We start from the raw sequence: 3,503 nt of genomic DNA, 5'->3' as shown, positions 1-3,503 counted from the left end.
TCGTAACAAGGTAACCGTAGGGGAACCTGCGGTTGGATCACCTCCTTACCTAGAGATAGTAGTTTTTGTTGCAGTGCTCACACAGATTGTCTGATGAAATGTAATATGAGCAGCGCGTCTGCGAAGAAGACTCGATGTCCCCTTCGTCTAGAGGCCTAGGACACCGCCCTTTCACGGCGGTAACAGGGGTTCGAATCCCCTAGGGGACGCCACACTGCTCAGGCCCTGTGTGAAAGGCGGTGCCCCCTGATATTATTGTTAAGCGGGCTGTAAAGTCGGTTTACCAATAATAGCTCTTTAACAATCCGGAACAAGCTGAAAATTTGAAACACCCAGTCCCAGTCGTGAAGACGGGATTGGGGAGTCTCTCAAAACTCCAGTCCGAAGACACCTTCGGGTTGTGAGGTTAAGCGACTAAGCGTACACGGTGGATGCCTAGGCAGTCAGAGGCGATGAAGGACGTGCTAATCTGCGAAAAGCGCCGGTGAGCTGATATGAAGCGCCATCAGCCGGCGATGTCCGAATGGGGAAACCCAGTGCAATCCGTTGCACTATCATTAACTGAATTCATAGGTTAATGAGGCGAACCGGGGGAACTGAAACATCTCAGTACCCCGAGGAAAAGAAATCAACCGAGATTCCCCCAGTAGCGGCGAGCGAACGGGGAGCAGCCCAGAACCAGCATCAGTGTCAGCGTCAGGAGAACGGTCTGGAAAGGCCGGCAGTAAAGGGTGATAGCCCCGTATCTGAAGACGCTGGCAGTGGGAGTTCGATGAGTAGGGCGGGACACGTGGTATCCTGTCTGAACATGGGGGGACCATCCTCCAAGGCTAAATACTCCTGACTGACCGATAGTGAACCAGTACCGTGAGGGAAAGGCGAAAAGAACCCCGGCGAGGGGAGTGAAAGAGAACCTGAAACCGTGTACGTACAAGCAGTGGGAGCACCCTTTGGGGTGTGACTGCGTACCTTTTGTATAATGGGTCAGCGACTTATATTCTGTAGCAAGGTTAACCGTATAGGGGAGCCGCAGGGAAACCGAGTCTTAACTGGGCGTTAAGTTGCAGGGTATAGACCCGAAACCCGGTGATCTAGCCATGGGCAGGTTGAAGGTTGGGTAACACTAACTGGAGGACCGAACCGACTAATGTTGAAAAATTAGCGGATGACTTGTGGCTGGGGGTGAAAGGCCAATCAAACCGGGAGATAGCTGGTTCTCCCCGAAAGCTATTTAGGTAGCGCCTCGTGAAGTCATCTTCGGGGGTAGAGCACTGTTTCGGCTAGGGGGTCATCCCGACTTACCAACCCGATGCAAACTGCGAATACCGAAGAATGTTATCACGGGAGACACACGGCGGGTGCTAACGTCCGTCGTGAAGAGGGAAACAACCCAGACCGCCAGCTAAGGTCCCCAAGTCATGGTTAAGTGGGAAACGAAGTGGGAAGGCTCAGACAGCCAGGATGTTGGCTTAGAAGCAGCCATCATTTAAAGAAAGCGTAATAGCTCACTGGTCGAGTCGGCCTGCGCGGAAGATGTAACGGGGCTAAACCATGCACCGAAGCTGCGGCAGCGACACGCAAGTGTTGTTGGGTAGGGGAGCGTTCTGTAAGCCGTTGAAGGTGTGCTGTGAGGCATGCTGGAGGTATCAGAAGTGCGAATGCTGACATAAGTAACGATAAAGCGGGTGAAAAACCCGCTCGCCGGAAGACCAAGGGTTCCTGTCCAACGTTAATCGGGGCAGGGTGAGTCGACCCCTAAGGCGAGGCCGAAAGGCGTAGTCGATGGGCAACGGGTTAATATTCCCGTACCCGGTGTTACTGCGAAGGGGGGACGGAGAAGGCTAGGCTGGCCGGGCGACGGTTTGTCCCGGTTTAAGCGTGTAGGTGGGGTGACCTGGCAAATCCGGTCACCTGTTAACACTGAGGCGTGATGACGAGGCACCACGGTGCTGAAGTAGCTGATGCCCTGCTTCCAGGAAAAGCCTCTAAGCTCTAGGTAACATTGGATCGTACCCCAAACCGACACAGGTGGTCAGGTAGAGAATACTCAGGCGCTTGAGAGAACTCGGGTGAAGGAACTAGGCAAAATGGTGCCGTAACTTCGGGAGAAGGCACGCTGGCACTAGGTGAAGGGCCCCGCGCCCGGAGCCGAAGCCAGTCGCAGATACCAGCTGGCTGCAACTGTTTAATAAAAACACAGCACTGTGCAAACACGAAAGTGGACGTATACGGTGTGACGCCTGCCCGGTGCTGGAAGGTTAATTGATGGGGTTAGCCGCAAGGCGAAGCTCTTGATCGAAGCCCCAGTAAACGGCGGCCGTAACTATAACGGTCCTAAGGTAGCGAAATTCCTTGTCGGGTAAGTTCCGACCTGCACGAATGGCGTAATGATGGCCAGGCTGTCTCCACCCGAGACTCAGTGAAATTGAACTCGCTGTGAAGATGCAGTGTACCCGCGGCAAGACGGAAAGACCCCGTGAACCTTTACTATAGCTTGACACTGAACCTGGAGCCTTGATGTGTAGGATAGGTGGGAGGCTTGGAAGTGTGGACGCCAGTCTGCATGGAGCCAACCTTGAAATACCACCCTTGAATGTTTGAGGTTCTAACGTAGGCCCGTCATCCGGGTTGCGGACAGTGTCTGGTGGGTAGTTTGACTGGGGCGGTCTCCTCCCAAAGCGTAACGGAGGAGCACGAAGGTTAGCTAATCACGGTCGGACATCGTGAGGTTAGTGCAAAGGCATAAGCTAGCTTGACTGCGAGAGTGACAGCTCGAGCAGGTACGAAAGTAGGTCTTAGTGATCCGGTGGTTCTGCATGGAAGGGCCATCGCTCAACGGATAAAAGGTACTCCGGGGATAACAGGCTGATACCGCCCAAGAGTTCATATCGACGGCGGTGTTTGGCACCTCGATGTCGGCTCATCACATCCTGGGGCTGAAGTAGGTCCCAAGGGTATGGCTGTTCGCCATTTAAAGTGGTACGCGAGCTGGGTTTAGAACGTCGTGAGACAGTTCGGTCCCTATCTGCCGTGGGCGTTGGAAGATTGAAAGGGGCTGCTCCTAGTACGAGAGGACCGGAGTGGACGCACCACTGGTGTTCGGGTTGTCATGCCAATGGCACTGCCCGGTAGCTAAGTGCGGAAGAGATAACCGCTGAAAGCATCTAAGCGGGAAACTTGCCTTGAGATGAGTCTTCCCTTGTCCCTTGAGGACACTGAAGGAACGTTCGAGACGAGGACGTGGATAGGCTGGGTGTGTAAGCGTTGCGAGACGTTGAGCTAACCAGTACTAATGAACCGTGCGGCTTAACCTGACAACACCGAAGGTGTTTTGGGCTGAGAGAGCAGATGACAAAGTTTCAAAGCAGATGACAGCTTGTTCGGGGTTGAAACCAGGATTTGTCTGGCGGCAATAGCGCGGTGGTCCCACCTGACCCCATGCCGAACTCAGCAGTGAAACGCCGTAGCGCCGATGGTAGTGTGGGGTCTCCCCATGTGAGAGT

General features: G+C 54.1%; 1 tRNA gene and 2 rRNA genes. All 3 read left to right on the top strand.

Going from position 1 to position 3,503, the window contains the following annotated elements:
- Window positions 1–136: 136 nt before the first annotated feature.
- The 3 genes from Xvie_RS26630 to rrf all read left to right on the top strand — a co-directional run bounded on the left by Xvie_RS26630 (window position 137) and on the right by rrf (window position 3,503).
- Window positions 137–212 (top strand) — tRNA-Glu (locus Xvie_RS26630).
- 192 nt (window positions 213–404) lie between these two features.
- Window positions 405–3,314, top strand: a 23S ribosomal RNA gene (locus Xvie_RS26625).
- An 88-nt stretch (window positions 3,315–3,402) separates the two neighbouring features.
- Window positions 3,403–3,503: ribosomal RNA gene (gene rrf / locus Xvie_RS26620) — 5S ribosomal RNA — on the top strand.

The sequence above is a fragment of the Xenorhabdus vietnamensis genome (assembly GCF_002127535.1).
Lineage (GTDB): Bacteria > Pseudomonadota > Gammaproteobacteria > Enterobacterales > Enterobacteriaceae > Xenorhabdus > Xenorhabdus vietnamensis.
The sequence above is the reverse complement of the archived record's forward strand: the minus strand, read 5'-3'. Positions and strand labels throughout refer to the sequence as shown.